The organism is Lutibacter sp. HS1-25 (assembly GCF_004121075.1).
Classification (GTDB): domain Bacteria; phylum Bacteroidota; class Bacteroidia; order Flavobacteriales; family Flavobacteriaceae; genus Lutibacter.
Genome location: NZ_RHLN01000006.1, coordinates 23,707 through 48,562, shown reverse-complemented (window position 1 = coordinate 48,562; position 24,856 = coordinate 23,707). Strand labels below are relative to the sequence as shown.

Sequence of the window (24,856 nt, the reverse complement as noted above, 5' to 3'; positions counted from 1 at the left end):
CATTTTGATTGATTTTTTGATTTATAATATGATGTTAAATAAATATCCTGAAATAACAATACAAAGTGTTACTGTTGAGAAGAATATAAAAATAAGCTTTAAGGTCATTACTTTTTTAAGTAGCATTGCTTCGGGTAAAGACAGTCCAACAACACCCATCATAAATGCAATAGCAGTTCCTAAAGGAATTCCCTTTGAAACCAATACCTGAACTACTGGTAAAACGCCTGAAGCATTCATATACATTGGCACAGCCATAATGGTAGCTAGTGGAACTGCAAAAAGGTTGTCTTTGCTCATATATTGTTCAAAAAAACCTTCAGGAATATAGCCGTGCATTAAACCGCCAATAGCAATTCCAATAAGTACATAAGGTAAAATTCCTTTTAAAACAGATTTAGTTTCATTCCAAATAAAAGGTAATTTAGCTTTAAAACTTGTTCCTTCCAATTCAAATTTTTCTGTTTCGTGTTTTGAGTTTTCTAGAACTTGTTGCACCCAAGGTGTTAAATATTTTTCGAGTTTTAACTTTTGAAGAATGATGCCCGAAATGGTTCCTAATAAAATACCACTAATTACATAAATAATGGTGATTTTTAATCCAAACAGTCCAATAAACAACCCAATAGCAACTTCGTTAACTAGTGGCGATGTTATTAAAAAAGCAAAGGTAACGCCTAACGGAATTCCACCTTTTACAAAACCAATAAACAATGGCACCGATGAGCAAGAGCAAAACGGAGTTACAACGCCAAATAACGATGCCATTAAATATTCAAAGCCATATAATTTTTTACGCGATAGATAATTGCGCACTTTTTCAACAGGAAAATAACTATTTATAATGCCCATAAAAAAAATAATAACAAAAACCAATAACAGGATTTTGATACTATCGTAAATAAAGAAATTTAAAGCGTTGGCTAAATGAGCTCCTTCTTTTAAGTTTAGCACATCAAAAACCAACCAATCAGCTAACTGTTGAATCCAATCAAACATCATTTAAGCGTAGTATTTTTTCTTCAACCAAAATGAAACACGCACTAACAAAATAAGTGCTGGTACTTCTACCAATGGACCAATAACTCCTGCAAATGCTTGACCAGAGTTCAACCCAAAAACGGCAATGGCAACTGCAATGGCCAATTCAAAATTGTTTCCTGCTGCTGTAAATGCAACCGCCGCGGTTTTGTCATATTCAGCACCCATTGCTTTTGTAAAGAAAAATCCAATAATAAACATGATGCTAAAATAAACAAGTAAAGGAACTGCAATAAGTAGCACATCCATAGGAATTTCAACAATTAATTCTCCTTTAAGTGAGAACATCACCACAATTGTAAATAACAATGCAATTAAGGTTATTGGTGAAATTGTAGGAATAAATTTTTTGGTGTACCATTCTTCACCTTTAATTTTTACTAAAATAAGTCTGCTTAAAATTCCCATCACAAATGGAATTCCCAAATAAATAGCAACACTTTCAGCAATTGTTCCTATTGAAATGTCTACAATAGCGCCTTCAAACCCAAAATAAGGAGGAAGCACTGTTATAAAAATCCATGCATAAAAACTGTACGCAAAAACCTGAAAAATACTGTTTAAAGCAACCAAACCTGCACCATATTCAGCACTACCTTCTGCAAGGTCGTTCCAAACCAAAACCATTGCAATGCAACGCGCCAAGCCAATTAATATAAGTCCAACCATATATTCGGGGTAATCACGTAAAAATGTGATTGCCAATACAAACATTAAAACAGGTCCAATTATCCAGTTTAGGATAAGCGAAATAGATAAAATTTTGGTATTTCTAAAAACTTTTGGCAATAGTGAATAGTTGACCTTTGCCAAAGGTGGATACATCATTAAAATCAACCCAATTGCAATAGGGATATTAGTTGTTCCGCTGCTAAATGAGTTTATTACATTGGGAAATGTTGGGATAAAATATCCAAGTCCAACACCTATAGCCATAGCTACAAAAATCCATAATGTTAAGTAACTATCTAAAAAACTTAATTTTTTCTTCATTGTTATTTAATTTGTGAAAAAACATAGAGCATTTCTGAAGCGATTTGATTGCTTCGTTCTTTATATTTTTCTGCTTGTTGAGGTGTGTTGTCAAACGCTTTTGGATCGTTGTATTTTACAGGAATTCGTGCATCTGCTCCCGGAATAAAAGGGCAACCAACATCGGCATTGTTGCAAGTCATAATCGCTGCAAATTCGCTTTTTGGGTTGAAACTGTTATCGTAAGTTTTAGAAAATCCAATAATAGGATGTTCATTTTCGGCATACTTGATACTGTAAACCGGATTGCTTTCTTCAGATAATTTTACAATATGAAAACCTGCGGAAGCCAGTGTTTGAGCTGCCATTGGAAACATAGCGGTAGCTTCGGTTCCGCCAGAGTAACAATGTACATTTTTTACATTGTAATAATAAGCAGCAACCTGTGCCCAAACTTGTGACAAATGACTTCTACGTGAATTATGTGTGCAAATAAAATTTAGATTTACATTTTTACCACCTGAAACTTTCTCTTGAATAAAATCTATAAAAGGTTGTAATTCCAACTTTCGCTCAGTTGAGATTGTTAGGTTTTTTATAGTATCTATTGTATTGTTTATTTCTTGAAATACCATTGTTTTTAATTTTTAATAGTTTTTTAAAACGTCATTTCGAGTGCTTCGACTTTAGGAGCAGTGCGTTGAGAAGCTAATATTTTAACCGAAAACTTCTCGATACATTTTCACCGGGTTAGAAAAACACTGAAATAGACGAAAATGTTAGCAACAACCCGTATTTTTTTCATCGTCAGAACAACAAGAAGCACCTGAATTTTCATCAGAGCAACAAGCGTTGTTCGCAAAATTATCAACTAAAAGCGCTTTTATTTCTTCTTTAGTAGGAATTTTACCTTTAATAACCACTTTTTCATCAATTACAATAGCAGGAGTTCTCATAACATCATACATCATAATGTCTACTATTTCAGTGACTTTAATTATTTTAGCGTCTATATTTAATTCGCTTACGACTTCTGAAACTACTTTTTCGGCGCTTTTACAACTTGGGCAACCTGTACCTAAAATTTTGATTATCTTACTCATTTCTTTATTGTTTTATTTCTTTAATTTATCAATTTACTTCTTCTTTCAAGAATAACATTGTCAAGCCATTCTCCGTTTAATTTTCCAATTTTTTCACGATATCCAATTAGCCTAAATCCACAATTTAAATGCATTTGAATACTCGCTTCGTTTTTGCGCATAATACCCGATTGAAGTGTCCAAATATTGTTTTCTTCACTTATTTTAATTAACTTTTTCAATAGTTTTTTACCAATTCCTTTCCCTCTTGAATTTTCAGCTACATAAACACTTACTTCTGCAACACCTGCATAAACACACCTATTGGTTACTGGTGTTAATGAAGCCCAACCAAGTAATAGGTTATTTTCGATTAAAGCAATTCTTCCAAATTTAAAATGCGAATTATTCCAGGTTTCCCAAGTGGGTACTGAGGTTTCAAATGTCGCTATTCCTGTTTGAATTCCTTCCCAGTAAATCTTGCTAACTTGATCAAAATTACTTGTATTTATATCAACAAATTCCATTTAATAACCGTTTCTTAAATTATCAGCAAACACATTTGGTAAAATGCTATTTTCAACAGCCATTGCTGCTTTTTCAATATCGTAATCAAAACGAATAAATGCTACATCTAAACTTTTTTTATTTAACATTGAAGTGTTTTTATTGAGTTCTAAAATAACATAACAGCCTTTGGTATTATTGTCTTTTGGTTTTCCTACTGAGCCAATATTAATGGCGTGTTTATAATTTGTAATCCCATTAATTTCAACATTTAAAACTTTATGAAATGGTTTGTGCGTATGTCCAAAACACAAAATATCTGCATTGTAAATTTGCATCATTTCTAATATTTCGTTTTTTGGGCGCTCTTCATAAATGTATTCATTAATAGCATTTGGACTGCCATGTACCAATAAAATAGTGGTTTTTTCATTGTTGAAGTTAAATTCTAATCGGATATGCGCAGGAAGTGTTTGTAAAAACAACCGATTCTCTTCAGTTAACAATTGATTGGTAAATTCTTTAGAAATGGCTCCGTTGTTTAAAATAGTTACATCAATTTCTTTTTGAGTATTTACCATATTTCCAATGGCTTCATCGTGATTTCCTGCTATTGTAGCAATTTTTCGCTTTCTAATTTCTTCAATAATTTCATTAGGCCAAATATTATAGCCAACCAAATCGCCTAAGCAATAAATGGTATCCACATTTTGACTTTCAACATCTTTTAAAAAGGCTTCTAAAGCGGGTAAATTTGCGTGAATATCACTAAATAATGCAATTCTCATAAGTTACTATTTAACAACAACCTGTTTTTGGTGTACAGCAAGAATTTACTGTGTTTTTATTTAATTCGGATAGCCTTACTTTTGGTTTTTCATCGGGAATACCGCATTTGTCTTTTGCCAAACAATCTGTTTGTTTGGAAGTGAGTAAAAAGTTGGTGCCGTTAAAATCCAAACCATATTTTCCAATAGTTGAACCTTGGTATTCGACTTCAATTTCTAAATTGCCTAAGTCCAAATAGTTGTCGGACAATTCAATAATATGAATCAATTTTTCAGGATGTAAACGGTGGTCGTAATCATTAGCTTCCCATAACTGAAAATTAGCAACTACTTCATTTCGTAAGGTGCCGCCACAATCAATAAAATGTTTTGTAACCTTTCCAACTTCGGTAACATGAAAATGATTTGGAACTAATTTTCCATCAGGTAATTCAAAAGCAATGGTTTTTAATTTGCTTAAATGTGTTTTAATTTGTGCTATAGTCATTTTACTAATTTTTTAAGAACAACATTGTTTTTCATCTGTATTTTCTTGGTTTAAAAATGCATTAAATAGTTGTTTAGCATCTTGCCAAACTTCCTTATTAATACAATAGCAAACACTAGTACCTTCAATGGTACCTTGTATCAGCCCCAAGTTTTTTAATTCTTTTAAATGCTGAGAAATAGTAGGTTGTGCCAATCCAATTTCATCAACCAAATCACCACAAATACAAGCATTTGCTTTAAATATCTGCTGCAATATTGCCACTCTGGCTGGGTGTGCAAATGCTTTTGCTATCAATGCAATTTGATTTTGATTTTTATCAAATATTTCTGTTTTTGTAGTACCCATAATTTACTTAATTAGTTTATTGCAATATTACGATTAATAAATTAATATCAAAATAAAAATTAAACCTTTTATGTTTTATTTGGTCAAATTAAAATACAAACCCCCAAATAATAATGCTTAAGATATTAAAAATGAATTGGTTAATAATTGGAATACTTTTTATTACTGCTTGTAGTAACAATGATAGTAATTTAGATGAAGCGCAGATAGTTGATATTGAAATTCCTGTAATTGGTAAACCATATGCAATTGTAGATACTGGTACTAAAGTTTTTTATAGTGATAATAGTGTTATTTCAATACCTGCGGAAGGTCAAATATATTACGGTCAAGATGCTACTTACAATGGTAATGAGCCTTCATATACCAATAATGGAGATGGAACCATTACCGACAATGTTACGGGCTTGATGTGGGAGCAAAGTATGGGTGAAAAAATAACTTTTGATGAAGCTTTTACAAAAGCAAATGCTTCTACTTTAGGAAATTATAACGATTGGCGGGTGCCTACTTTAAAAGAAATGTATTCGCTAATTTTATTTACAGGAAGTGTAAAAGGGGCAGTTGCTATTGATTTTTTTATTGATACAAATTATTTTAATCAACCATTAGGAGATACTTCAATTGGTGAACGAGAAATTGATGCTCAAACCTGGACATCAACACAATATGTTGGTTTAACTATGTATGCAGGCGACTGTTTTTGGTGTCAATTTTGTTGATGGGCGTATAAAAGGGTATCCTAAATTTAACCCAAGAACAGGCAATGCTAATAAAATGTATTTTAGAATGGTAAGAGGAAATACCGATTACGGTAAAAATTATTTTGTTGATAATAATGATGGAACTATCAGCGATTTAGCAACTGGCTTGATGTGGCAAAAAGCCGATGATGGAATTTCGAGAGATTGGAGTGAATCATTGAGTTATGCTGAAAATTTATCATTGGCAAATCACAACGATTGGCGATTGCCAAATGCCAAAGAAATGCAAAGTATTGTAGATTATACAAGGTCGCCACAAACTACAAATTCGCCTGCAATAGATCCTTTGTTTGAGTGTACTGAAATTACAGATCCCAATGGTAACACGGGGCATTATCCGTTTTATTGGACAGGAACAACCCATTTAGATGGCGTAAATCCTTATTCGGGTGCGGTTTATATTGCTTTTGGTGAAGGGCAAGGAAAAATGAACGGTACGTTGATGGATGTTCACGGCGCTGGCTGTCAGCGAAGTGATCCAAAAAGTGGTAATAAAAGCAATTATCCACAGTTTTTTGGTCCGCAAGGCGATGTGCGTTACGTTTACAACTATGTAAGATGCGTTAGAACTATAAATTAATCTTCTTTAGGAAATGCTTTTTTATTGAAAAATATTAACAAGCCTACACCAATAGAAATTGCACTGTCGGCTACGTTAAAAATGGCATTAAAAAAAGTAAAAGGTTTACCGCCCCAAATTGGCAACCATTCTGGTAAATAACCGCTCCAAATAGGAAAATAAAGCATGTCTACAACTTTTCCAAAAAATAATTGACCGTAAGGTTCCTCAGCAAACAAGGTAGCTGTTGCATTGTAAGGCGTGTTAAAAATAACACCGTAAAAAACAGAATCTATAATATTACCTAAAGCACCAGCAAATATCAATGAAATTGCAACAATTAATATTTTATGCCCATTGTTTTGAATAGATTTATACAACCAGTAACCAATACCTGTAATGGCAAATAATCTAAAAATGGTTAAAAATAATTTTCCAGCTTTACCGCCAAATTCGGCACCCCAAGCCATTCCGTTATTTTCAATAAAATGAATTCTAAACCAATCAAAAACAACAACATCTTCACCATATAAAAAATGAGTTTTAACGTAAATTTTACTAATTTGATCGATTAGTAAAACTAAAATAATAAGCAATATGGATTTTTGTAATTGACTGTTTTTCATTGAATTGTATTAAAAAATAAAGCTCCCAATGCAGGAAGCTTTATGTAAAAAGTTTCTAAAGTATTTTTATTGCATATTTTTTGCTTCAATGCTTAATGTAGCGTGTGGTACTAATTTTAAACGTTCTTTTTGAATTAGTTTTCCTGTAACACGGCAAATTCCATAAGTTTTATTTTCAATACGTACCAAAGCATTTTTTAAATCTCTGATAAATTTTTCCTGACGAATTGCCAAAGCTACGTTTGCTTCTTTTGACATAGTTTCAGAACCTTCTTCAAATGCTTTAAACGTTGGCGATGTATCATCTGTTCCGTTGTTGCTGTCATTTTTAAAAGAACTCTTAATTATAGCCAAGTCTTCTTCAGCATGAGCAATTTTAGCTTGGATTAATGTTTTAAATTCTGCTAGATCTTTGTCTGAATATCTATTGTTTTCATTTTCATTCATAACCTTATATTTTTGTGATTAATATTTTGGTATTTACGTCGTCAAAAGAAACTTCAATACCATTTTCAATGTGCTCTTCAAAAACCAATTCTTTTGTTAGGGTTTCCGTTTTTATATAATCTTCATTAGCTTCAATCGAGCGCTCTAAGATATCATTTTTTTGAATAATCAGCTTGATTTTATCATTTACTTCTAATCCAGATTCCTTACGTAAGTTTTGTACTCTGTTGATCAACTCACGTGCATTTCCTTCTTTTCGTAACTCATCAGTAATTGTAACATCTAAAGCAACTGTTAAGCTACCTTGATTTGCTACCAGCCAACCTTCAATATCTTGTGAAGTAATTTCAACTTCGGCTTGAGTTAAATTTACAAAATTTCCATTGACTTCAATAGAAATTTCGCCTTGTTTTTCAACAATTGCAATATCTTCTTGTGTTAATTTTTGAATGGCAGCACCAACAAAACGCATATCTTTTCCAAATCTTGGTCCAAGTGCCTTAAAATTAGGTTTTATGGTTTTTACCAAGATTCCTGAAGCATCATCAATTAACTCAATTTCTTTTACGTTTACTTCCGATTTTATCAAGTTTTCAACAGCTAAAATCTCTTCTCGATCATTTTCATCCAATACAGGAATCATAATTCGTTGTAATGGCTGACGCACTTTTATCATTTCTTTTTTACGAAGTGACAATACCATTGAAGATATTTTTTGTGCTTTTTGCATTTTGCGTTCTAATTTGCTATCTACTAAATGCGCATCATAACTTGGAAAATCGCTCAAATGTATAGATTCAAAGTTTTCTGTACCTGTAGCATTTGTTAAATCTTTGTAAAGATTGTCCATAAAAAATGGTGCAACTGGTGAAGCTAATTTAGCAACAGTTAACAAACAAGTGTACAATGTTTGATATGCTGAAATTTTATCTTGACCGTAATCGCCTTTCCAAAAACGTCTTCTACTTAAACGAACAAACCAGTTACTTAGATTTTCACCAACAAATTCTTGAATTGCTCTGGTAGCTTTGGTTGGTTCGTAATCTTCATAAAACAACTCAACATTTTTTATCAAGGTATTTAATTCAGACAACACCCAACGGTCAATTTCTGGTCTTTCTTCAATGGCAATTTCATCTTCAGCATACGTGAAATTATCTAAATTGGCATATAGTGAGAAAAATGAATAGGTATTGTATAATGTACCAAAGAATTTACGGCGAACCTCATCAATACCTTCAATATCAAATTTTAAGTTGTCCCAAGGGTTTGCATTAGAAATCATGTACCAACGTGTAGCATCAGCACCGTATTTGTCCATTGTTTCAAATGGGTCAATGGCGTTGCCTAAACGTTTCGACATTTTTTTACCCTCTTTGTCTAATACCAATCCGTTAGACACTACATTTTTGTATGCTACTTGGTCAAAAACCATTGTTGAAATGGCGTGCAAAGTATAAAACCAACCACGTGTTTGGTCAACACCTTCAGCAATAAAATCGGCTGGATAAAACTTGTTATTGTCAATCAATTCTTTGTTTTCAAAAGGGTAGTGCCATTGTGCATAAGGCATAGAACCAGAATCGAACCAAACATCAATCAAATCGCTTTCGCGTTTCATTGGTTGACCTTTGTCTGAAACCAATATTACTTTGTCAACTACATTTTTATGAAGGTCTATTTTATCATAGTTTTCTTCGCTCATATTTCCAACTTCAAAAGTTGAAAATATATCTTCTTTCATAAATCCAGCTTCAATAGAACGTTTCATTTCGGCTTTTAATTCTTCAACCGAACCAATAATAATTTCTTCAGTTCCATCTTCAGTTCTCCAAATTGGTAACGGAATTCCCCAGTAACGTGAGCGAGATAAATTCCAGTCGTTGGCATTTTTTAACCAGTTGCCAAAACGACCTTCACCAGTTGATTTTGGTTTCCAGTTAATGGTATTGTTTAACGCAAACATTTGATCGCGTTTTTCGGTAACTTTAATAAACCAAGAATCTAGTGGGTAATATAAAATAGGTTTGTCTGTTCTCCAGCAATGTGGGTAACTGTGACGATATTTTTCTACGTGAAATGCCTTGTTTTCTTCTTTTAATTTGATAGAAATTTCAACATCTAAAGAACGCTCTGGCGCTTCATCTTCATTGTAGTATTCGTTTTTAACATATTTTCCTGCAAATTCACCCATATGTTTGGTGAATTTTCCTTGTAAATCTACCAATGGCACAGGGTTTCCGTTGTCGTCTAACACCAACATTGGCGGTACTTCTGGTTCAGCTAATTTAGCTACCAAGGCATCATCAGCACCAAAAGTTGGCGCTGTGTGTACAATTCCGGTACCATCTTCAGTAGTTACAAAATCTCCTGCAATAACTCTAAAAGCATTTTCAGGATTTTTATATGGCAATGCGTATGGTAATAATTGTTCGTATTTAGACTCTAAAATATCAGCACCTTTAAATTCCTGAACAATGAAGTAAGGAATCTTTTTGTCATTCGCTTTATATTCAGTAAGTAAAGTCTCATCTTCAACAGAAAAAAACTTTCCTGAGAATTGTTTTCCAACTAAATTTTTAGCTAAAATTACATTTATTGGTTCAAAAGTATATTGGTTAAAAGTTTTTACCAACACATAGTCAATCTTTTTTCCAACAGTTAAGGCTGTGTTAGATGGCAATGTCCAAGGAGTTGTTGTCCAAGCTAAAAAATGAACATCTCCAGTTACGTTTTGCAACAATGCAGGCAACGTATTTTTAATAGCTTTAAATTGTGCAACAGCAGTAGTATCTGTAACATCTTGATAAGTTCCTGGCTGATTTAACTCGTGAGAGCTCAATCCTGTACCCGCTTTTGGCGAATATGGTTGAATGGTATATCCTTTGTAGATCAAGCCTTTTTTATACATTTCGGCCAATAACCACCAAACAGTTTCCATATATTTTGGTTTGTAAGTTACATATGGATCTTCCATATCTACCCAATAACCAACACGTTTTGTAAGGTCGTTCCAAACATCGGTATAACGCATTACCGCTTTTTTACAAGCTTCGTTATACTCTTCAACAGTAATTTTAGTTCCAATATCTTCTTTGGTAATGCCCAATTCTTTTTCAACACCTAATTCAATAGGCAAACCGTGCGTGTCCCAACCAGCTTTTCGTTTTACCTGAAAGCCTTGTAAGGTTTTATAACGACAAAAAATATCTTTAATAGCGCGTGCCATTACGTGGTGAATACCTGGTAAACCATTTGCTGAAGGAGGTCCTTCAAAAAATACATAAGGTTTACTTTCTTTTCTTGTTGCGATACTTTTTTCGAAAATATTCTCTTTTTCCCAAAACGCTAAAGTCTCGTCTGCTACTTTAGTGAGGTTCAATTCCTTATATTCTCTAAATTTTTTGCTCATTTTTTACCCTTAAATAAATTAGTTTGCGAAATTACGGATTTTCTTCAAAATATCATTGCTATAAATTGCAAAAATTTATGAATGCAAATAGCAGGTTTTTGAAGCTTCGTTTGGTGGATGATTTCAGCTAAAAATAAGGTGCTTTTTTCTAAAGGAAATAAGGTGAAAATGCCTATTGAAATAGGTGTAATTCATTGCGCTATCTAAACATTTTTGGGTACTGTTTTTTTAAGGCTGAAATGGTTTTTGAAGTTATGTTAAAATCAGCTCCAAAGTTGCTTAAAAAATCAATTAAAAAAGGCTGTTCCAGGTTTGCTTTGTTCAGTAAATTTTGATCTTCAAAAACAGTATCGGGTGTGCCTTTTATCAATAGTTCTCCTTGGTGCATTATCACAATACAATCTGCCCAAGTGTACGCTTTATCAGTATCGTGTGTTGAAATTAAAATTGTTTTACCTTTTTCATTTAACAAGTCTAAATAATTGAAAATCAGCTTAGAGTACATTGGATCTAAGTTTGAAGTTGGCTCGTCGCAAACAACCAATTCGGGTTCCATAGCCAATACAGCAGCCAAACAAACTCGTTTTTTTTGTCCCGTACTAAGTTGATGCGGCGGTTTATTTATAATGGCTTCTAACGAAAAATCAACAATAACTTTTGCGGCTTTTGCTCTTACAATTTCAACATCTTTAAATTTATTTAGCAAACCAAACGTTATTTCTTCATATACACTTGGGGCAATTAATTGGTAATCGGGTTCAGGAAACAACAAACCTATATTTGATCTTAATTCTCGCAAACCTTTTTTATTGTAGTTATAACTTAAATTTTGGTATGTTAAACTTCCTTTGGTTGGTTTTAAAATACCGTTTAATAACAGCATTAAAGTAGATTTACCTGCGCCATTGCCACCTAACAATGCAATTTTTTTTCCTTTAGGTATGGCTAAATTAATTTTATTGATGGCTTTTTCGCCATTTGGATAGGTATAACTAACATTGTTTAGTTCAATTATATTTTCAATCATAATATAGAATTATAAAAGCAGCAATTATTGCAATATTTACCGCTAAAGGAATTGTTGTTTTTTTGATGTTGAAATTCACTTTTGGTTTTACAAACAGATATTCATTGTTCCCTAAGCGCGCATCCATAGCGATTTCTATTTGTGAAGTTTGCTGCATAGCTTGTTTAAAAACTGCAGCAAATAAATAAGCAAAGTTGTTTATTGATTTTTTTGAAACAGCGGTATATCCCATTCTACATTTTTGAGCAATTAACATAGATTTTGTAGTGTACATTAGCATGTAAATAAACTTGTAAATAAGTACAAACAACTCTACAAATAAACTGGGTATTTTACACGCATACATCAGTGTCGCAATTTCAGAAATGGTATTGGTTAACAACCAAAAATAAACAATGCTGATAATTGCATAACTTCTAAAAAAAATAGCCAAAGCAACAGGCAAAGTTGCTTTATTTAAATAAATAAAAGTACTCCAGTTACCTTCAAAATTAACCGACAAAAGTAGTGTTAAACAGCCGATGCCAATAAAAGCACTTGGTATTAAAAATAGTTTTAATAGCCCCAAAATGGGTTGTTGGGTTACATAAATTGTGGCAATTAAAAACAAACTAAAAATACCGATATGAAAAAATAAATTGGTTGAAATAATGGACAATATAAATGCTGGCAAAACATATAGACTTTTAAGAACTACGGGTGTTTTTGCCAATTTATGATTGTAATTGTATACATCTTCAATTAACATTTATCAGTCTTTTTCTTTGTGTTTTTTTTGATGAAATAAAATACAAGAATACTTAAACCTAAAAATGTTTGAAAAGTAAATAACAAGGTTTCTCCCCAATCTCCCGAAGGTTCCCAAATACTTGCTGCCCAAGGTTTGTAGTTGGGTGCTAACTCGTTAATTATTCCAACTGCTTGATCGTCGGTGCCTTCAAATTTTGAGACGATTTCAGCTAAAAAAAACTGCATCGCTATAAGTATCAGTGCAATACTAACAATTGTAATATTTATGATGCTGCTATTTTTCATAAAATTGAAGGATTTATAGTTCCTAATTCGGTTTTGCTATAATTTAAAATCAGTTTAAAAACAAAGGCTGTAAAAACACCTTCAATAATTGCCAACGGAACTTGTGTTATTGCAAAAACACTCATAAATTTTGTAGTGTTTTCTAACAAACTATTTGTTTCAGATTGAAAAGCCAATGCCAATTGTAACGACGTGGCAATATAAATTAAAATATCTGATACAAATGCCGCTAAAAAAACACTTAACCACTGTGACAACCTTAATTTTGAAGCCAACTTATACACCCAAACAGCACTAAACGCACCAACAACGGTCATAGAAAATGCATTGGCGCCCAAGGTTGTAATTCCGCCGTGAGCCAATAATAACGCCTGAAATAACAATACAATTAAACCTGCAACAGACATTGTTGAGGCTCCAAATAAAATAGCTCCCAAAGCAATGCCTGTTAAATGCGAACTGCTGCCTGCAACCGATGGTATTTTAAAAGACGATAACACAAATACAAAAGCGGCAACTACGGCAAACAACATTTTTGCTTTTGGTGTTTCTGCTAATTGTTTTTTTAATTTTCTAAAGCCAACTATTAAAAAAGGTACAAAAACAAGTACCCAAAGCAATGCCCATTCTTTGGGTAAAAAACCTTCAGCAATGTGCATGCTAAAGCCTTTTAAAGGCAATAGAAACAGGTATAAAACACTTAAATACTTTTTCATAATTCATGATATTTTTTAATTTATTCTAACTCATTTTCAGCTTCTAAAAACAAGCTTTTTAGTTTTTCAACCGTTTCTTCTGAAGGATTTTGCCACATGCCACGTTGAATGGCTTCTAACATTCTTTCCGACATATCTTTTAAAGCCCATTTATTATTCTTTTCAATAAAGGCTTTGTTTTCTTTATCAAACAAATAAGCTTCTGTAATACCCTGATACATAAAATCTTCAATTAAATTTGTAGTTGCATCGTAGGCAAATAAATAATCCATAGTTGCTGCCATTTCAAAAGCTCCTTTGTAGCCGTGATCTCGCATTCCGTTCATCCATTTCGGATTTACAACTCGCGAGCGATAGACTTTATGCAATTCTTCTTTTAACGATTTAATTCGTGGATTATCGGGTCTTGAATGGTCGCCAAAATAAGTGGTTGGTTGCGTTCCTTTTATTTTTTTTACTGCGGAAGTCATTCCACCCTGAAACTGGTAATAATCGTCCGAATCTAACAAATCGTGTTCTCTATTGTCTTGATTTTGAATCACAACTTCTACATTTTCCAACCGTTTTTCAAAAGATTCGTGCGCCGATTTCCCTTCATTTTTAGTACCATAATAGGCATAACCACTCCAATTGATATACACCTGAGCCAAATCATCTTGGGTTTCCCAATTTTTACCGTCGATTAAACCTTGCAAACCGGCTCCGTAAGCGCCAGGTTTCGATCCAAAAACACGGTAAAGTGAGCGTTCTTCAGCTTGTTGTTCAGGCAATCCTTTTTCAAGCCATTCCTTTTTTTCAGCGTCAAAACGTTTTTTTATGGGGTTCATTTCTTCAGATTCATCTAACAAAGCAATTTTTTCAATAGCCGCATTAAACAATGAAATTACATCAGGAAAAGCATCTCTAAAAAAGCCCGAAATACGCAACAAAACATCTACTCTCGGACGTTTTAATTCCAATAATGAAATGATCTCAAAATCGCTTACACGCCTATTGATTCCAGACCAAATTGGTCGAACACCCAACAAAGCAAAAGCCTGTGCAATATCATCTCCACCAGTTCGCATTGTTGAAGTTCCCCAGACAGAAATTCCTATGGAAGTAGGATATTCTCCTTGTTCTTGTACATAACGTTCAATGATGTTTTTGGCACTTTTTACACCTAATTCATAGGCTGATTGTGTTGGAATTGTACGTGTATCTACCGAATAAAAGTTTTTTCCTGTTGGTAAAATATCTAACCTGCCTCGTGTTGGAGCACCCGAACCACCTGGTGGAACATAACCGCCATTCAATCCATTTAAAAGGTTTGTAATTTCCTCTTTTGTTCTGGTAATTTTTTCTAAAGTTGAAGATTCAATTTCATTAATTACTGCCAATGTTGCTGTTCCTAAAACTGATTTATTTAGGTCGTTGTTCAATAAATCATCAATATAATTTTTGGCTTTTAATTCTAAAATTTCAACAGCTTGTCCGTACGTTCTACATTCAATTGAACCAATTGTATGGTTGTAATTCAATTCAAAATCAACATTTAGCGGATCAAAATCTAAGTTTAAATCTTTTGCAATGGCTTGTGTAATTCCTAAGGTATTGTTTGAAGGCAAACGATGTAAGGCGACTAATAAATCTGCTAATTTTTCACCCGTTGGATGCTTTCCAAAAATATGCAGTCCGCCTCTAATTTGCGCTTCTTTTAATTCACATAAATAGCCATCAATTACTGCTAAAAGGGCATCAATATCTTTACCATCATTGTTTAAATCCGATTTCAAATGAGTCGTATTTACCAATGTTTCAATCTTACTTTTTATCAAACTGGCTCTTTTAGGATCTAATAATGCAGCTTCATAAAACTCGTCTATCAGCAATTCTAATTTTAACAAATCCCCGTAATTTTCAGCACGTGTCATTGGCGGAATCAAATGATCTAAAATAATGGCATGTGTTCTTCTTTTTGCCTGAGTTCCTTCACCAGGATCATTAATAATAAACGGATAAAAATGTGGAATTTCACCCAAAATAGCACTCGGAAAACAACTTTCTTCACTTAAAGCAACGCTTTTTCCGGGCAACCATTCTAAATTTCCGTGTTTCCCCATATGAATAATGGCATCGGCTTTAAAATATTGTTGCAACCAAACATAATATGCCAAATACGCAAAGGTTGGCGGTAAATCTGGTGAGTGGTAAGTTGCTTGTAAATCAATATCGTATCCTCGACTTGGCTGAATGCTTACAAAAATATTGCCCAAACAAACGCCTGGAATAATAAAACTGCCATTGCTGTAATTTGGCGAATCTGTTGGGTTTCCCCATTGCTTTTCAACCTTTTCACGAAGTTGAATAGACATTGCATTGTAATAGGCAAAAAAATCACTTTTAGCAATGGTTAAATTTATTGTTGCTGAATGCAACGAATCTGGATCGTTGGTAATATGATCGGTTAATTTGGTGATTAATTCATCAACCGTATTCGGAATTTCAGTTCCCAAATCGTAGCCAACTTTATTTAATTCGTGTATTAAATCTACCGTACTTTGTGGGGTATCCAATCCCACTCCATTTGCCAAACGGCTGTTTTTGTTTGGGTAATTAGGAACAACAATGGCTATCTTTTTCTCATTATTTTTTTTACCATTCAATGCAATCCAAGCTTTTGCCTGTTTGGCAACGGTATTGCAACCTTTATCAAAAGCAACATATTTTACCACTTCAGAATGGGTTAAAACATCTTTATCTAAGGCTTCTTTAAATGAAATTACTGTTGAAATAATTTTACCATCAACTTCAGGGAGCGCAATATTCATTGCAACATCTGTTGGTGGTAATCCAAAACTGCCATCTGCCCACGTTTGCTTATTACAACTCGCCATTATTGCCTGAATTACAGGAACATTAAACGTGTCAAACAAGCCATTTTCAGTAGTTTCATTAAACGACTGAATTGAAAAACCTGTAGTATTGATAATGACTTTTGGCTTGCTTAAATTATGTTCTTTTAATAATTCAAGAATACTATCTTTTATATTATTATCTCGATACGACAATGCCATTACTGTAATGGCTAACACACCATTTTCCGCTAACTTTTCCGTTAATTTTAGAATTGGATCTAAATTATCTGCTAAATAATAGCTTCTATACCCAAAAATAATGACCAACGGTTGCTTGGTTGGTTTAAAACTTGTTGTTAAAACACCTTCATTTGGATGAAATAAAAACAAATCGGGCGTATTTATTTTTTCTTTAATTTGAAATTCAACAGCCAAGGTTGAATTTAAAATTTGCTTCAAACCTTCTTCGGTATTTTCCATACCACCCGCTAATAAATACTTCCAAATACGATCGACTTTAGGTAATGAAATTGTAGACAATTGCATCAACTCTAAATCTGGCTTGTCATCGCCTGGCATAAAAATCAACTGAATGTTATTTTCTTCAGCATAATCAGCAATTGCTTCACACAAATATGAAAAATAGGAAGTGCCACCCAATAATTTTAAAACAACCACTTTGGCCTTTGAAACCACTTCTTCAATATACGTATCAATGGTTAATTCCTGTTTAAAATAGGTGAGGTTTGCCAATCGTAAACTTGGAATTGCATTGTTTTCAGCATATAACTTTTTATACACTTTATTTAAAATGTACAAATCGGTATCTGCAGCCGACAAAAACAACACATCTCCAGGTTTTTGTTGAATGTAAAAAACACCTTCATCGTTAGGATTCCAGCCGCCAGGTATGGTAGATATTAAATGCAAAATCTATTGGTTGTATTCATTTTATAAAACAGTTTCTGTTATCGATTTTAAATTGCGACCAATAACAACCAAACTTGTTTTTCTTGTTTCTCCTTCTTTCCAAGCCCTGTCAAAATAGTAATCAAAACGTTCACCAACACCTTGTAAAACCATTCGCATAGGTTTGTTTGGAATATTTACAAAACCTTTTATTCTGTAAATTTCTTCTTGCTGAACGCGTGTTTTCAATGCTTTAACCAATTCTTTTATATCAGCAGTTTCAGTAGTTTCAACCACAATGGTATTGATGTCATTATCGTGGTCGTGAGCGTGATGATGCTCGTGATGGTGTTCGTGAATGGAATGGCGATTGTCTAAATCATCCTCGCTACCCGCTTCAATTCCCAACAACAATTCATTGTCTATAATTCCATTTTCAACAGGAATAATTTTGATATTTGCTCTGGATTTTTTTACAATGAAGTCTTTAACCTCAGCCAATTTTTCGGTATCTAATAAGTCGGTTTTGCTAACCAACACCAAATCTGCACACGATAATTGATCTAAAAATAATTCTTCAATAGGCGTTTCGTGATCTAAAGAATCATCGGCCAAACGTTGTTGTTGCACACGTTCTCTGTCGCACAATTCACCTGTAATCATACCAACAGCATCAACAACAGTAATTACAGCATCAATGGTGATGTGTGGTTTTAAATCTGGCCAATTTACAGCCCGCACCAATGGTTTTGGCATTGCCAAGCCAGATGTTTCAATAACTATATGATCTATTTCGTTTTTACGTTCAATTAAATTGAGCATTGCAGGTAAAAATTCTTCTTGCACCGTACAGCAAATACACCCATTTGCCAATTCAATTAAGTTACATTCATCATCGCCACAACCTGCTTTAATCAATTCTCCATCAATGCCAATTTCACCAAATTCGTTTACCAAAACGGCAATTTTTTTACCGTTGGCATTTTTAATCATATTGTGTACTAAGGTTGTTTTTCCAACACCTAAAAAACCTGTTATTATTGTAATTGGTATTTTTTTCATTTGTAGTTATTTTTATTTAGTAGTTTTCTTTTTTCTTTTATATAGAAATAAATTCCATTTTTCTTCAGCAACACCTTGTTTGTCCATTTCAGCTCTTGCCATTGTAAAAAACAAATCCGACAATCGGTTGATGTAAGCTGCAATATAATCGTGTACACTTTCTGGATCTTCGCGCATTAATGTGACCATTGCACGTTCTCCTCGTCTAATTTGTGTACGACAAACGTGACATAAAGCCGAAATTTCATTTCCTCCAGGCAATAAAAAATAATCGGAAGGTGCACTCATTGCTTCCTCCAATTCATCAATCCATTTTTCACAAAATTCAGCACCATCTTCTGGTCTCGGATTTTCATTTACTTTTCTGGCATCTGATGGTCGTGCTAAATGCGACATCATATTCATAATGTCTTTTTGAATTTTATGTAAATTTGGTTGCCATTCGTGTGTTTCGCCCAGTTTTGCTCTTAGCAAACCTATGGTCGAATTCACTTCGTCAATAGTTCCAATACATTCTACTCTTGGAGAATCTTTGTATTGTCTGCTTCCGCCAAAAACGCCAGTTTGACCCTTATCTCCTTTACGTGTGTACACTTTCATTTCTTCTGATTTTTAGTTAGTTATTAATTTTAGTAGTTTTTTTAGTAATAGTTCTTGTCCTAAATAATAATGAATGTAGGATGCAATCACATTTTTATATTGAAATACCATGGTATCGACTTCGCTTTCACGAGCATTCAATACCGTTGCAATACTTGTTGATTTTTTATGTTGAATTATTGTTGAATAATGAAATTCGTGACCTTTCAATTCGAAATTTTTAAACTGAATGGTTCTATAGCCCAAATTCAATTTCATTGCTTGCATTGAAGTCGAAAAATCAAAAACACTTGCCATTTCAAATTCATTGCCATCTTTGTCTATAATCGATTTTCCCAAGTACATCATTCCACCACATTCCGCAATAATTTTACCGCCTGCTTCAGCAAAATTCTTGATACTTTGCAGCATCGATTTGTTTTCAGAAAGTTGTTTGGTGTAAAATTCGGGGTAACCGCCAGGCAAATACACCAAATCTACTTTAGGTAACTCCTTGTCGTTTAGCGGACTAAAAAAGGTGATTTTCCCTAGTTGTTTTAAACATTCAATATTTTGAACATAACTAAAATTAAATCCTTCATCTTCAGCAACCGCAATGTTTATTTTTTTTGAAAGTATTGTTGAAATAAATGCTTCGTGTTTTTTTTGGTCTAACAAGCAACATTCTAATAAAGCATCTATAGCAACGGTTTCTTCCATTGCATTTGCTACTTTTTCAATCACTGAATCGTATCCCTGCATTTCGTGAATAGATAAGCCTAAATGTCTGGAAGGAATTTCACAATCTGGAATAAACGGAACGTAACCCAAAGCAGGAATTCCAACATCTTCACAGGCTTCCAATAAAAACTGATAATGACTTTTGGTATTTACTTTGTTAAAAATTACGCCTGCAATATTCAGCGCTTTATCAAAGTTTTTAAAACCGTACAATAACGGCGCTACGGAATAGGCAACAGATTTGGCGTCAACCACCAAAATAATGGGTAAATCCAACAATTTTGCAAGCTCGGCAGTACTGCCTTCCGATTTTCGAGCACCATCAAACAAGCCCATCACACCTTCAACACAAACAGCGCCTTTATTTTTAGCGTATTTGGCATACGTTGTTAAAATATCTTCGGTAGTTGTCATGTATAAATCCAGATTCAAACCGTTTTTTCCGCAGGCAATTTTATGAAATTTAGGATCTATATAATCGGGTCCAACTTTAAAAGGTTGGGTAGCAATACCTCGATTTTCTAAAGCCCGAAGTAAGCCCAAAGTAACCGTAGTTTTACCCGAATTGCTTGTGGGTGCTGCAATGATAAACTGAGGAATTTTCTTAGTCATTTTCAATAATTAAAGGTTCATAATTCGCTCTAATTTTTGTTGCAAATTTTTGTGCTAAATTCAATTTTACCAAGCCTTTTTCGGCATCTACAACGGTTAATTGATGTACAGATTTACAGTAGGTTTGACACGCAATTACGGCTTCATCAAAAGCATTTTCAGCATCCGTATTAAATTTACCATCTGTAATAATAATTAATTCGTAATTGATATCTTTTGAATTGTTTGTCAACGTTTTAACTTTCTTAAAAGCAGGGACGATATTTGTTTTTCCACCCGTTTTAATGGCCTTCAATTTTTCTAATAAATCATCAATATCTTTGGAAGCTTCTTGCACCAAATCGGCATTGCCGTTGTACAATGAAATTAACGAGTACACAGGTTTTAAACCGCTCTCTGATTTTGCGAATTTTTCTATCAAACCTTTGGCATACGCAACTACTTTTTCTTTCAACATAGACCCGCTCGAATCCAATAAAAATATCAAATGCAATTGTGTTTTACTTTGTTGAAATTTATGCTGAATTTCAAATTTATCAGTGGCCAAATATTGAGAAACCGTTTTTTTATTGTCAATATTTTTAAACGCAGTTTGACTTTCACTTAACTGATTTTGCTGCTGATAATTGTTGTGATTTGCGCCATTTTTTGAAGCACCATTTACACCGTTTGAATGTTTTTTTTCGTTGGCAGGAATGATGGATTGAAACGTATGTTCTTGTTGCGAACTATTTGAAGAATTTTCTTCTTTTTGTTCTTGCTGTTGTTGTTTTTGTTCTTCCTGAGAATTGTTTTGTTCTTTAGAAAAATCGCCATTATTTGAACGATGATTCAACACAAAATGAGCTATTTTTTGCATGTGAAATGCTTCAACTTTGGCGTCGTTTAAATAAGCAGCATACGCCCTTGCTGTTTTCAACAATAAAATATCGGCTCTATGTCCTTCAACTTTGTTTTCCAAAGCCAAATTTGCGGCTATTTTATATAAATTTTCATCAATTTTAATGAATTTTAGCTGTTTTTGAGCATTTTTTATTTGATGGTATATTTTTTCTTGCTCTTCAGCATAAATTGTTACAAATGCTTTTGGGTCATCATCAAACTGCAATCTGTTCGAAATAATTTGAGCTCTTTCTTCTAAAGAAACCGATGTTTTAACAACAACACTTAGTCCAAATCTATCCTTTAACTGCGGACGTAAATCGCCTTCTTCTGGATTCATAGAGCCAATTAAACAAAAGCGACTTTCAATTTTTTTTGAAATGCCTTCCCTTTCTAAATGATACGATCCTGTGGCAGATGCATCTAATAAAACATCCATTAAATAATCATTCAACAAATTAATTTCATCAATATACAAACAGCCTTTATGCGCTTTTGCTAGTAAGCCTAATTGCAAATGCTCTTTCTTTTCATTGATCAATTTTTCCAGATTGAGATGTCCCAAAACTCGATCTTCAGAAACGCCTATAGGCAAATTGACAAAAGGAAACGCATCTTCAGCATCAATTAATTGAGCCAAAGAACGAATTAAAGTCGTTTTACCAGTTCCTTTATCTCCAATCGCCAAAACGCCACCTAATAATGGATCAATAACATTTAGTATCAACGCCAATTTAAAATCGTCTTGTCCAACAATTGCTGTAAACGGAAACGTATTTTTTAATGTTTTCATAATGCTGAAATTGTATTATAAATCCAGTAGGTACCAATAAAAATTGAAGCCAAACCAGCGATACCATTCATCCATTTAAAAATGGACAAGTTTTTTTCAATAAAACGACTCATAACAGAAATAAGTGAATAACTATAAATACCCATTGCAATAATAATTCCCACACATTCAACCAATAAAACAATGAGAGCATCGCCAATAGTTGCGGCACTAATTACCAATGCTGAGGTTAAAGCGCCACCAGTACCTGCCAAACCGTGCAACATTCCCACCCAAAACGATTTGTTCATTGGGTTCATGGCTATTTCTTCGCCACCTTTACCGTGTAAATGAATTAAATTTGAATCTAAATGATCGTGTTCTTCAATTTCTTTATGTTTTTGAATCATCTCTTTTATTTTATGATTTCGTTTGATTGCAGTAACGCCTAACCAAATCATAATAGGTCCCACAGAAACTTCTGCCCAATAAGAAATTCCGTGAACAAAAAGACTTAAAGACGATTTAAATAGCAATGCTACAACACCAAAAAGCAATAAAGTCAACGAATGACCCAAAGCCCATTGCGATGCTTTTATAACCATTTTAAAAGATGTTTTTTCCTTTTTTATGGCATTTTCAGTGGCTAATACTGAAATTGCCGTAACGTGATCAGGTTCAAAGGAATGTAAAACGCCCGCCATTAAAGGCCTGACTAAACTAACTATACTCATATTTTTTTATATTTAATAAACGCACCATTCATACCAATCAAGTACATATCTAGCGTTGCGTTATTAATAATCTCTTTACTTTGGAAATAACACGCTTCCAATAACTTTTGATAAAACTTTTCATCACTATTGAATGGGAAAATCTCTGTTAATCTTCCGGCCATATTCAAGTCTAAAATTTGCTCGCTTATTTCAGTATCATAGCCACATTGTTTAGCAATACTCACAATAAATTCTTTGTTCCAACTCGAAATACAACTGTGCGTATCGGTTTTTCCGTAAGCCAATTTCACCGCTTTCCCAAGCATAATGCCTATGGTTACTTTTTTTATTTTTGAAGTGCTTATTTTTTGCAAAGTTTCTCCAATCCAGTTTCCAAAATGAATAAAAGATTGCTCCTTTAAATTTGGGAACAATTGCCGTAAATATTTTTCACTTCTCGCTCCCGAATTAATAACCACTTCATCAATGCCATTTGCCACAGCAACATCAATTCCTTGCTCAATACTTGCAATATAGGATGAAGATGAATAAGGTTTTACAATGCCCGATGTGCCTAAAATGGATAAACCGTTTAAAATTCCGACACGTTCATTTAAGGTGCGTTTTGCCAATATTTTTCCGTTGGTTACAAAAATTGAAATCACCAAACCACATTCTAATTGAAAGTCGTGTAGCAACTTTTGAACAGCGCTTGTCATCATTTTTCTTGGAACAGGATTGATCGCAGGTTCGCCCACTGCCAATTGTAAACCTGGCAATGTAACTGTACCAACACCTTCACCACCAATAAACATAATTTCTTTGCTTTCTGTTAGCTGAATTTCACAGCCAACTTCAGCGCCATTTGTAACGTCAGGATCGTCACCAGCATCTTTTATAACACTGCATTTTGCCCAATTGCTTGTAAATTGATTGGTGTAAATGGGTATTTCCAATATTTTATCAATGGGTAAATGAACGTTGACTTTCGTTTGTTTTTTTTGTTGAATAATAGAAACCAACGCTGCTTTAACAGCTGCCGTAGCAGAAGTTCCGGTTGTAAAACCATCTTTTAAAGGTCCGTTAGGTACTTTTACCAATCCCATTATTCTGACTTATTTTTAAGAAGATGAGACAATTCATAGTTGTTATTTACCAATTGAAAAGAAGCTGGTAATAACGGTTTTTTGATGATGATAATTGGAATATTCAGTTGTTTTGCTGCATCAATCTTCACAGACAATGCACCGCTATTTCCACTTTCTTTGGTAATAACCACTTCAATTTTTTTTTGTTGAAAAAGTGCTATTTCAGCTTCAATTGTTGTATTTGGATAACCCAAAATCAATTGATTTTCAGGAAAATTACATTTGAAGGCAATCTCTTTTGAAGATTCTCGGTCTAAAATTCTAAAATAGCTCTCATTGTTTTTCCAAAAACTTTCAAACTTCTCAATTGTTTGCACTCCTGTTAATCCCAATAAAGTTTTTCCAGTAAATTTTTCATTCAATAAATTCAATGCATCATCATAATCATTTACATAATAAATCATTGTATTTTGTAATCGCTCAGGATATGCCCTTTGCAATCTATAAACTGAAATTTGACTTTTTTTGACTGCCGCATCAATTGTTTTATGTAATTCTTCAGCAAAAGGATGTGCTGCGTGAACAATGCTTGTTATCTTTTTTTCTGAAATAAATTGAGTTAAATCTTCAACAGAAAAAGCGCCAAAACGATATAAACCATTTTTACCTAATTCAACATTTATGGCTGTTTTTGTGGAATAGATATACGACAATTGAAGTGCTTCTAACACCTCAATTGCTTGTTTACCTTCTGTTGTTCCTCCAAAAACCAATATCATGTCAATCGTTTTTTTTTATTTATCTAAATTGTCACACTGAGCTTGTTGAATTGCGTTTCTTTCTCTCT

25 protein-coding genes are annotated in these 24,856 nt (G+C 33.5%); 2 read left to right on the top strand and 23 right to left on the bottom strand.

Annotated elements, in window-relative coordinates:
- Window positions 1-21 precede the first annotated feature (21 nt).
- The 8 genes from EC396_RS04000 to EC396_RS03965 all read right to left on the bottom strand — a co-directional run bounded on the left by EC396_RS04000 (window position 22) and on the right by EC396_RS03965 (window position 5,225).
- Window positions 22-999, bottom strand: a complete 978-nt coding sequence (locus EC396_RS04000; RefSeq protein WP_129365417.1) for a permease — start codon at window positions 997-999, stop codon at window positions 22-24.
- A gap of 3 nt (window positions 1,000-1,002) precedes the next feature.
- Window positions 1,003-2,034 carry an ACR3 family arsenite efflux transporter gene (arsB, locus tag EC396_RS03995; protein ID WP_129365416.1) on the bottom strand — a complete coding sequence of 344 codons (1,032 nt, stop codon included), beginning with the start codon at window positions 2,032-2,034 and terminating at the stop codon, window positions 1,003-1,005.
- A 2-nt stretch (window positions 2,035-2,036) separates the two neighbouring features.
- Window positions 2,037-2,648 (bottom strand): low molecular weight phosphatase family protein, encoded by a 612-nt coding sequence (locus EC396_RS03990; protein ID WP_129365415.1) that lies wholly within the window; start codon window positions 2,646-2,648, stop codon window positions 2,037-2,039.
- A gap of 144 nt (window positions 2,649-2,792) precedes the next feature.
- Window positions 2,793-3,116 carry a thioredoxin family protein gene (locus tag EC396_RS03985; protein WP_129365414.1) on the bottom strand — a complete coding sequence of 108 codons (324 nt, stop codon included), beginning with the start codon at window positions 3,114-3,116 and terminating at the stop codon, window positions 2,793-2,795.
- Between the two features lie 20 nt (window positions 3,117-3,136).
- Window positions 3,137-3,622, bottom strand: a complete 486-nt coding sequence (locus EC396_RS03980) for a GNAT family N-acetyltransferase (RefSeq protein WP_129365413.1) — start codon at window positions 3,620-3,622, stop codon at window positions 3,137-3,139.
- Window positions 3,623-4,390 carry a metallophosphoesterase gene (locus tag EC396_RS03975; RefSeq protein ID WP_129365412.1) on the bottom strand — a complete coding sequence of 256 codons (768 nt, stop codon included), beginning with the start codon at window positions 4,388-4,390 and terminating at the stop codon, window positions 3,623-3,625. It abuts the gene before it with no gap.
- A gap of 10 nt (window positions 4,391-4,400) precedes the next feature.
- Window positions 4,401-4,877, bottom strand: a complete 477-nt coding sequence (locus EC396_RS03970; RefSeq protein ID WP_129365411.1) for a DUF6428 family protein — start codon at window positions 4,875-4,877, stop codon at window positions 4,401-4,403.
- 12 nt (window positions 4,878-4,889) lie between these two features.
- Entirely contained in the window at window positions 4,890-5,225 is a 336-nt protein-coding gene (locus tag EC396_RS03965) for a helix-turn-helix transcriptional regulator (RefSeq protein ID WP_129365410.1), read from the bottom strand.
- 131 nt (window positions 5,226-5,356) lie between these two features.
- Between EC396_RS03965 and EC396_RS17960 the strand changes: the two genes are divergently transcribed.
- A complete protein-coding gene (locus tag EC396_RS17960; RefSeq protein WP_205757907.1) occupies window positions 5,357-5,947 on the top strand; it encodes a DUF1566 domain-containing protein in 591 nt (196 codons plus the stop codon).
- A 55-nt stretch (window positions 5,948-6,002) separates the two neighbouring features.
- On the top strand, window positions 6,003-6,569 hold the full coding sequence (locus tag EC396_RS17955) for a DUF1566 domain-containing protein (RefSeq protein ID WP_370276417.1): 567 nt from the start codon (window positions 6,003-6,005) through the stop codon (window positions 6,567-6,569).
- On the opposite strand, the gene EC396_RS03955 is transcribed toward EC396_RS17955, so the two are convergent.
- From EC396_RS03955 to cobK, 15 genes are all read right to left on the bottom strand, one after another.
- On the bottom strand, window positions 6,566-7,174 hold the full coding sequence (locus EC396_RS03955; RefSeq protein ID WP_129365409.1) for a lipoprotein signal peptidase: 609 nt from the start codon (window positions 7,172-7,174) through the stop codon (window positions 6,566-6,568). The two genes, EC396_RS17955 and EC396_RS03955, sit on opposite strands and share 4 nt — an antisense overlap.
- Window positions 7,175-7,240: 66 nt before the next feature.
- Entirely contained in the window at window positions 7,241-7,621 is a 381-nt protein-coding gene (locus EC396_RS03950; RefSeq protein WP_129365408.1) for a TraR/DksA C4-type zinc finger protein, read from the bottom strand.
- Window positions 7,622-7,625: 4 nt separating this feature from the next.
- Window positions 7,626-11,033 (bottom strand): isoleucine--tRNA ligase, encoded by a 3,408-nt coding sequence (ileS, locus tag EC396_RS03945; RefSeq protein ID WP_129365407.1) that lies wholly within the window; start codon window positions 11,031-11,033, stop codon window positions 7,626-7,628.
- A gap of 199 nt (window positions 11,034-11,232) precedes the next feature.
- On the bottom strand, window positions 11,233-12,060 hold the full coding sequence (locus EC396_RS03940) for an energy-coupling factor ABC transporter ATP-binding protein (RefSeq protein WP_129365406.1): 828 nt from the start codon (window positions 12,058-12,060) through the stop codon (window positions 11,233-11,235).
- Entirely contained in the window at window positions 12,053-12,808 is a 756-nt protein-coding gene (locus EC396_RS03935; protein ID WP_129365405.1) for an energy-coupling factor transporter transmembrane protein EcfT, read from the bottom strand. The genes EC396_RS03940 and EC396_RS03935 overlap by 8 nt, the downstream gene beginning before the upstream one ends.
- Entirely contained in the window at window positions 12,802-13,095 is a 294-nt protein-coding gene (locus tag EC396_RS03930; protein ID WP_129365404.1) for an energy-coupling factor ABC transporter substrate-binding protein, read from the bottom strand. The genes EC396_RS03935 and EC396_RS03930 overlap by 7 nt, the downstream gene beginning before the upstream one ends.
- Window positions 13,092-13,811, bottom strand: a complete 720-nt coding sequence (locus EC396_RS03925; protein ID WP_129365403.1) for an energy-coupling factor ABC transporter permease — start codon at window positions 13,809-13,811, stop codon at window positions 13,092-13,094. Before EC396_RS03925 ends, EC396_RS03930 begins: the two co-directional genes overlap by 4 nt.
- 20 nt (window positions 13,812-13,831) lie before the next feature.
- A complete protein-coding gene (cobN, locus tag EC396_RS03920; RefSeq protein ID WP_129365402.1) occupies window positions 13,832-17,578 on the bottom strand; it encodes a cobaltochelatase subunit CobN in 3,747 nt (1,248 codons plus the stop codon).
- A 21-nt stretch (window positions 17,579-17,599) separates the two neighbouring features.
- Window positions 17,600-18,619 carry a cobalamin biosynthesis protein CobW gene (gene cobW, locus EC396_RS03915; RefSeq protein ID WP_129365401.1) on the bottom strand — a complete coding sequence of 340 codons (1,020 nt, stop codon included), beginning with the start codon at window positions 18,617-18,619 and terminating at the stop codon, window positions 17,600-17,602.
- Between the two features lie 12 nt (window positions 18,620-18,631).
- Entirely contained in the window at window positions 18,632-19,219 is a 588-nt protein-coding gene (locus tag EC396_RS03910; RefSeq protein ID WP_129365400.1) for a cob(I)yrinic acid a,c-diamide adenosyltransferase, read from the bottom strand.
- A gap of 12 nt (window positions 19,220-19,231) precedes the next feature.
- Entirely contained in the window at window positions 19,232-20,551 is a 1,320-nt protein-coding gene (locus EC396_RS03905; protein WP_129365399.1) for a cobyrinate a,c-diamide synthase, read from the bottom strand.
- Window positions 20,544-22,226 carry an AAA family ATPase gene (locus tag EC396_RS03900; protein WP_129365398.1) on the bottom strand — a complete coding sequence of 561 codons (1,683 nt, stop codon included), beginning with the start codon at window positions 22,224-22,226 and terminating at the stop codon, window positions 20,544-20,546. Before EC396_RS03900 ends, EC396_RS03905 begins: the two co-directional genes overlap by 8 nt.
- On the bottom strand, window positions 22,223-22,939 hold the full coding sequence (locus tag EC396_RS03895; protein ID WP_129365397.1) for a cytochrome c biogenesis protein CcdA: 717 nt from the start codon (window positions 22,937-22,939) through the stop codon (window positions 22,223-22,225). The genes EC396_RS03900 and EC396_RS03895 overlap by 4 nt, the downstream gene beginning before the upstream one ends.
- Entirely contained in the window at window positions 22,936-24,027 is a 1,092-nt protein-coding gene (gene cbiD, locus EC396_RS03890) for a cobalt-precorrin-5B (C(1))-methyltransferase CbiD (protein WP_129365396.1), read from the bottom strand. The genes EC396_RS03895 and cbiD overlap by 4 nt, the downstream gene beginning before the upstream one ends.
- The gene (cobK, locus tag EC396_RS03885; RefSeq protein ID WP_129365395.1) at window positions 24,027-24,788 is read right to left on the bottom strand and encodes a precorrin-6A reductase; all 762 of its coding nucleotides are present in this window, start codon (window positions 24,786-24,788) and stop codon (window positions 24,027-24,029) included. Before cobK ends, cbiD begins: the two co-directional genes overlap by 1 nt.
- Window positions 24,789-24,856: the final 68 nt, after the last annotated feature.

What these genes read in the sequence shown, in the direction of transcription:
- EC396_RS04000 (WP_129365417.1), bottom strand. Translation starts at nt 999, where the DNA reads ATGTTTGATTGGATTCAACAGTTAGCTGATTGGTTGGTTTTTGATGTG.
- arsB (WP_129365416.1), bottom strand. Translation starts at nt 2,034, where the DNA reads ATGAAGAAAAAATTAAGTTTTTTAGATAGTTACTTAACATTATGGATT.
- EC396_RS03990 (WP_129365415.1), bottom strand. Translation starts at nt 2,648, where the DNA reads ATGGTATTTCAAGAAATAAACAATACAATAGATACTATAAAAAACCTA.
- EC396_RS03985 (WP_129365414.1), bottom strand. Translation starts at nt 3,116, where the DNA reads ATGAGTAAGATAATCAAAATTTTAGGTACAGGTTGCCCAAGTTGTAAA.
- EC396_RS03980 (WP_129365413.1), bottom strand. Translation starts at nt 3,622, where the DNA reads ATGGAATTTGTTGATATAAATACAAGTAATTTTGATCAAGTTAGCAAG.
- EC396_RS03975 (WP_129365412.1), bottom strand. Translation starts at nt 4,390, where the DNA reads ATGAGAATTGCATTATTTAGTGATATTCACGCAAATTTACCCGCTTTA.
- EC396_RS03970 (WP_129365411.1), bottom strand. Translation starts at nt 4,877, where the DNA reads ATGACTATAGCACAAATTAAAACACATTTAAGCAAATTAAAAACCATT.
- EC396_RS03965 (WP_129365410.1), bottom strand. Translation starts at nt 5,225, where the DNA reads ATGGGTACTACAAAAACAGAAATATTTGATAAAAATCAAAATCAAATT.
- EC396_RS17960 (WP_205757907.1), top strand. Translation starts at nt 5,357, where the DNA reads ATGAATTGGTTAATAATTGGAATACTTTTTATTACTGCTTGTAGTAAC.
- EC396_RS17955 (WP_370276417.1), top strand. Translation starts at nt 6,003, where the DNA reads ATGTATTTTAGAATGGTAAGAGGAAATACCGATTACGGTAAAAATTAT.
- EC396_RS03955 (WP_129365409.1), bottom strand. Translation starts at nt 7,174, where the DNA reads ATGAAAAACAGTCAATTACAAAAATCCATATTGCTTATTATTTTAGTT.
- EC396_RS03950 (WP_129365408.1), bottom strand. Translation starts at nt 7,621, where the DNA reads ATGAATGAAAATGAAAACAATAGATATTCAGACAAAGATCTAGCAGAA.
- ileS (WP_129365407.1), bottom strand. Translation starts at nt 11,033, where the DNA reads ATGAGCAAAAAATTTAGAGAATATAAGGAATTGAACCTCACTAAAGTA.
- EC396_RS03940 (WP_129365406.1), bottom strand. Translation starts at nt 12,060, where the DNA reads ATGATTGAAAATATAATTGAACTAAACAATGTTAGTTATACCTATCCA.
- EC396_RS03935 (WP_129365405.1), bottom strand. Translation starts at nt 12,808, where the DNA reads ATGTTAATTGAAGATGTATACAATTACAATCATAAATTGGCAAAAACA.
- EC396_RS03930 (WP_129365404.1), bottom strand. Translation starts at nt 13,095, where the DNA reads ATGAAAAATAGCAGCATCATAAATATTACAATTGTTAGTATTGCACTG.
- EC396_RS03925 (WP_129365403.1), bottom strand. Translation starts at nt 13,811, where the DNA reads ATGAAAAAGTATTTAAGTGTTTTATACCTGTTTCTATTGCCTTTAAAA.
- cobW (WP_129365401.1), bottom strand. Translation starts at nt 18,619, where the DNA reads ATGAAAAAAATACCAATTACAATAATAACAGGTTTTTTAGGTGTTGGA.
- EC396_RS03910 (WP_129365400.1), bottom strand. Translation starts at nt 19,219, where the DNA reads ATGAAAGTGTACACACGTAAAGGAGATAAGGGTCAAACTGGCGTTTTT.
- EC396_RS03905 (WP_129365399.1), bottom strand. Translation starts at nt 20,551, where the DNA reads ATGACTAAGAAAATTCCTCAGTTTATCATTGCAGCACCCACAAGCAAT.
- EC396_RS03900 (WP_129365398.1), bottom strand. Translation starts at nt 22,226, where the DNA reads ATGAAAACATTAAAAAATACGTTTCCGTTTACAGCAATTGTTGGACAA.
- EC396_RS03895 (WP_129365397.1), bottom strand. Translation starts at nt 22,939, where the DNA reads ATGAGTATAGTTAGTTTAGTCAGGCCTTTAATGGCGGGCGTTTTACAT.
- cbiD (WP_129365396.1), bottom strand. Translation starts at nt 24,027, where the DNA reads ATGGGATTGGTAAAAGTACCTAACGGACCTTTAAAAGATGGTTTTACA.
- cobK (WP_129365395.1), bottom strand. Translation starts at nt 24,788, where the DNA reads ATGATATTGGTTTTTGGAGGAACAACAGAAGGTAAACAAGCAATTGAG.